Source organism: Avibacterium endocarditidis (genome assembly GCF_002921145.1).
In the GTDB taxonomy this organism is placed as follows: Bacteria; Pseudomonadota; Gammaproteobacteria; order Enterobacterales; family Pasteurellaceae; genus Avibacterium; species Avibacterium endocarditidis.
In genome coordinates this window covers 1-5,393 of the sequence record NZ_PQVI01000107.1, presented here as the reverse complement: position 1 = coordinate 5,393, position 5,393 = coordinate 1, and the positions used below count along the sequence as shown (strand labels likewise).

The following is a 5,393-nucleotide window of genomic DNA, read 5'->3' as shown; positions in this document are numbered from 1 at the left end:
AATTTGTTGAATTTTTTCTGAATCTAACGGCTGATTTTGCGCCGTAATTTGCTGAATTAAGGTTAAAAATCAGCGTAATTTTGCACCGCACTTTTCACAACCATATTGGCACAATATTGCTGATACGCCAGTGTATTCACGTCCATCGCTTGTGCAAATTGCATAAAATTCACTAAGGTTAAGGGGGCATTTGTTACAACATCACTTTTTGCCAAATCCCCTGCTTGCAACAGCTGCCAGCTTTCTTCGGCTTTGCCTTGATTAATCAACTTCGCGAGCTGACCAATGGCGGAATGTTCATCAAAACGATGGCTTTGGGTTAAATGGCAAAGGTGATCGCGAATTGGATTTCCTTTCTCCATCGCAGGCAAATGTTGCCCTGTAGTTTGTTGTAAATAAGCCACAAAATCAGGGCTATATCCCTGCGCAAGAAATTTGCCTAACTCTGCCAAAATCGCCCCTGCCTCCACGGAAGCAAGCTGATCTTTATCACCTAACAAAATCAATTTAGTTTGCGGTTTTAGGGCTTGTAATAATTTCGCCATTAGGGATAAATCAATCATTGAAGATTCGTCCACCACCAGCACATCAATGAGCAAAGGGTTTTGTTTATTATGGCGTAGTGTTTCTTCATAAAAACGTACGCCAAGCAAACGGTGCAAGGTTTCAGGCTGGGTAGGAATGGCTGCAATTAAGGTTTCAGGCAAAGCTAGCTCTGCTTGCAGACGAGCTAAGGAATTGTCCATACTCTCTTTTAACCGCGCTGTGGCTTTGCCAGTCGGCGCAACCAGTTTGATGCGTAAACCTTGCTGATACAACTCCTGCAAAGCAAGTAACAAGCGTGTTACAGTGGTGGTTTTGCCTGTTCCCGGCCCACCACTGATTAAGGTGAAAGGCTGTTTCAGCGCCATTGCCACCGCAATTTCTTGCCAGTTAATTTGTGTTGGCTGTGGTGAAGCTGGAAAATATTTCTGCAAAATGGTAGCGATGGCTTGCGGATCAAAAGTGCGGTCAAAAATTGCGGAATTTTGCACCGCACTTTGTTTTTTACGTTGATTTTCTGAATGGTGTTCAGTGCGTTTAATGGCATTAGCAAAATATTCCGCCACACGATATTCATCTTGCCAAATGCGATAAAAATACAAGGCGTTAAACTGAAATACCAAAGGTGAAACCTTGCTTTTCGGCTCAGTGGTAAACGCAATATGATCCTGCAATTCTGCAATCCATTGGCTGGCTGGCAGAAAAGCGATTTGTTCATTAATACGGTTCGCGTATTCCCGTTCGCTGTAAGGCAACAAATTCTGTAGCAGATTTTCTTCAAGCAACAAACAGCTATGCCCTTGCAAATAAGAATAATTGCACAACGCAGCCAATAAAATCGCTAAATTTTGCTGATGTAAGGAATAGGGTTTGCCTTGTTGTTTTTCGGCGATCAGCCGTGCAAAATGGTAATCAGCCTCGCTAAACACGCCTTTTTCTTTCAGTTCTTTCATTAGCCCAAGCATTAAAACAATTCCTCCAAGGCTTGAATTAGCCGCCAATCTGGCTTATCAAAATAAATACCGTTTTGATCTTGCCCATTCATTCCACGCAAGAACGTGTAAATCACGCCACCAAAATCTCGCTCATATTGATAATGTGGATCGCGGCTTTGTAAATAACGGTGCAACGCCAAGGTATAAAGCAAATATTGCCAGTCATAAAAACCATGTTTCATCACTTCAGGCAACTGCGCAGGCTGATAATTTTCCAGCTGATGACCAAGCAAATTTGACTTGTAATCCAAGACATAATATTTGCCTTGATGACGAAACACGAGATCGATAAAGCCTCGCAACATTCCTTGCAAGCGCTCAAAAATCAGATTTTGCGAAGAATATGGGTGATAATCTTGCAAAGCTCGGTTAAACGCTGTGGCGTCAAAGGCTTTATTGAGTTTCAAATAAAACTGCATTTCTTTTAAGCAATCTTGTTGTTGAATTTGAGCAAGGGTTAGGTTTTCCCCTGCCAATAATGGGCTGTGATAAATGGCATTAAACCATTGTTGCAAGGTGGAAATCCATTGCTCATCAAGCTGTAACAGCTGGCATAATTTGGCAAGATTTTGCTCATCAAGGGCGGATTGTACGGTATTTTTTCTAAATAACGGTGCAAAATCGTCCCCACGCGCACGCCACTTGGCAAATCAAAAGGGCTATAACCTTGCGGATAAGCATTTTCATTTTCTTGTGGTGGCGTATTTTCTTCGCTTAAATTTGCTGTTGGCAGCACGTTGAAATCGTAATCCTTACCTTGATCAAAAACTGACGAAATTTGCCCCGCACTTTCATTTTCTGCCTGTAATTTCAATTTATTACGCTGATGCTTATGCACCATATCAGTGAAGCTGGTTACTCCCCAATGATATTCAATGTTGCCGTTAAATATGGCAGGACTAAAGATTTGATTGTGAGAAGCGGAAACTAAAGGTGCGCTTGCTTCAAGATCTTCAACACGATGAATGGCAACATTTGGCTCGCCCACTTTTTGCTGTAGGGCTTGCAATAATGAGCGGGTGTCATAGGCTTCGGATAATGTTATCTTTTCGCCAATCGTCCCTTCACTTAGGGCATAAAGCAAGCCATTCCATTTTTTCTCAAAGGATTTCGGCAGACAACACGCTACTTGGTATTTGGCGCGGGTGAGCGCCACATAAAGCAAACGCATTTCTTCTGCCAAATTTTCTTTCAAAACCAGCGCCGACTGCTGATTTTCCATATCCCACAACACTTGATCTTTTGCGTAATAGGTGGTGATGGTATCTTTGACACCTTTCGCAGGGGAGGCAATAAAGGGCAGCCACACCAAATCGTAAGCCAATCCTTTTGATTTATGAATCGTCACGATTTTCACTAAATCTCGTTCGCTTTCTAAACGAATGCTTTCTTCTAGCCGATCTGTTCCTTGGATTTGCTTTTCAAACCAACGCAATAAAGCGGCTTCGCTTTCGTTTAAGCGACTGGCTTGCTGCAACAGCTCTGCCAAGTGCAAGAAGTCGGTTAAAATACGCTCCCCTTGGCTACGCACAAGCAAGCGTTGGGTGAGTGAATTTTCTTCATTTAACAATAATTGGTGTAACATCACCAAAATGCCTTTTTGTTGCCACGTTTTTTGATAGGCAAAAAAGGCTTCCACCCAATGTTCCCACAGATTTTCATCTTGCTTAATTTGATAAATTTCCGCACTGGTTAAGCCAAATAATCGGGTGGCAATGGCGTTGAGAATGTGGCGTTCATTCAATGGGTTTAAACAAGCCTGCAAAATTAACGCCAATTCCTGTGCGGTTTCGCTGTCAAACACATTGCTTTTATCCGACAAATACACCGAAGCAATGCCTAAATTTTGCAAGGCAGTTTTAACGCTCAGCGCTTCTTTCCAACTGCGCACTAACACCGCGATATTTTTGGCTTGCAATGGCTCATCACCAAATTTTGCGTGATTTTGCACCGCACTTTTTAACCATTGTTGAATGGAAATGGCACAGGTTTCGGCAAATTGCTCTTGATTATACGCATCGCCTAAATAGCAACTTAAGGCTGGCTCATCTTGTCCGTTAAGGTTAAAGTGCGGTAGATTTTTCCCGGCTTTTACGGGCTCAAACTGAATTTCATTAAATAAAAATGGCGCGGGCTGTTCAAAATCAAAAATCCCATTGACACATTGGATTAATGCGGTGGTGGAACGCCAGTTTTCTTTCAGTGTAAAACGCTGATTGGCTTGTTGTGAAGCCTTAAAATAAGTAAAAATTCTGCGCCACGGAATTTATAAATGGATTGCTTTGGATCACCAATCATTATAAAGCCTGATTGTGGTGTTTGATTTTCAATATAAATTTTTAGAGAATATTTGGTATTGTTGGGCATCCGTATCCTGAAACTCATCAATCATTGCAAAGGGATATTGATTGCGAATCAGCGCGGCTAATTCTTGCCCATTCTCGCCACATAAGCCTTCTCGCACTAAACGCAACAAAATCATCAAAGCTTTTTTGCGTGTGATGATTTTTGTAATCAAATAATTTTTGTCGAATAGTTTGTATGGAATGGTAAAGCACAATGGGCAACGTGAGGGAAATGCCTTCCGACTGTTCAATCAGTTTTTCCGCTTGGCTTAATAAAGAATGTTGCAACGGCTCAAAATCCGTTTTCATTTTTGCCGCAATATCTTTTTCCGTAAAATAAATGAGAATATCCGGTAAGCTATAATTATCGGGATCTTCCGCCCACGCACGCATTTTCTCAAAGCGTCCTAGCATATGATCTGCACGGTAATTTTTAATTTGTGCTTTATTCTTTTCTAGAAATTCTGCGAGTTTTTGCTCATTCGCCAACCATTCTTGCTTAAATTCCTCAATCGCCTGATAGCGAGCCAATAAATGTTGTTGGAGAAATTCATCAAGAGAAAGGTCAAGCAGGCTTGGATCAGAAAGTGCCACATCAAAGGCTTCTTTGCCTAAATAAGGCCTAATTGTTTTCAGTAATTCCTGTGGTGATTTTAAGGCTTTGTAAACCCATTTCGCCACGATGACGGGCTGATGATAAAATGCTTCGCGCCAAAATTCATTGGTGAGACGTTCAAGTAATTCACTCTCATCTCTCACCAATTCCAAATTAAAATGCACGCCTGAATTAAAGGCATATTGCATTAACATACGGCGACAAAAACTGTGGATCGTGTAAATGGCGGCGGTATCCATACTTTGCTCCGCCCAGTTAAGGCGTTGAATACTTTGCGACAAATCGGGCAAGGTTTTGACAAGCTCGCCTAATAGGGGATCACCACCCGCGATGAAAACCTGCGGATCACTACTGGCTTGATATTGAAGCAATAATTGCTTGCTTTGATAAATCCTTGCTCGAATACGCTCCCGCAATTCTTGAGTTGCCATATCGGTAAAGGTAACCACCAAAATTTTATCCACGGGCAACGGCTGGTCAAAGCAATTTTCGCCCGCTTGTAGCAATAAACGAATATACAATGAAGCCATTGTGTAAGTTTTACCCGTTCCCGCGGACGCTTCGATCAGGCTAACGCCCTGCAACGGCATTGTGGCTGGATTGAGTGTTTGCGTTTTTGTCGTCATCATAAATTAAAAATTCAGTACCTTATCTGCTTCCATTGTCCAATCTGCAAGCTCAATTAATGTGCCAATTTCTACCCCATCAGCAAGTGGTGCATTGTGAATGCCACGCGCATTGGCACAAGTTTTGCATAGTTTTACCATTACCCCTTGTGCAGTGAGAATTTCGATCATTTGTTGTAAATGATAGCCCTCCGCTGGCTGTTGTTGAGCTAAACCGCCCACCACGGCGTCAGACATAAAAAATAAGCGTAATTGCACCGCACTTTTA

General features: G+C 42.1%; 2 protein-coding genes and 1 pseudogene. All 3 read right to left on the bottom strand.

What is annotated here, in order from left to right; all coding sequences use genetic code 11:
• Nucleotides 1-62: 62 nt before the first annotated feature.
• The gene (gene recD, locus C3Z13_RS08495; protein ID WP_103855633.1) at nucleotides 63-1,508 is read right to left on the bottom strand and encodes an exodeoxyribonuclease V subunit alpha; all 1,446 of its coding nucleotides are present in this window, start codon (nucleotides 1,506-1,508) and stop codon (nucleotides 63-65) included.
• A pseudogene (recB, locus tag C3Z13_RS08490) lies at nucleotides 1,508-5,125 on the bottom strand (exodeoxyribonuclease V subunit beta). The gene recD and the pseudogene recB overlap by 1 nt, the downstream one beginning before the upstream one ends.
• Nucleotides 5,126-5,131: 6 nt before the next feature.
• Nucleotides 5,132-5,393 (bottom strand): DsrE/DsrF/TusD sulfur relay family protein (locus C3Z13_RS08485; RefSeq protein WP_103855632.1); only part of this gene is annotated, 262 nt, incomplete at its 5' end.

What these genes read in the sequence shown, in the direction of transcription:
- recD (WP_103855633.1), bottom strand. Translation starts at nt 1,508, where the DNA reads ATGCTTGGGCTAATGAAAGAACTGAAAGAAAAAGGCGTGTTTAGCGAG.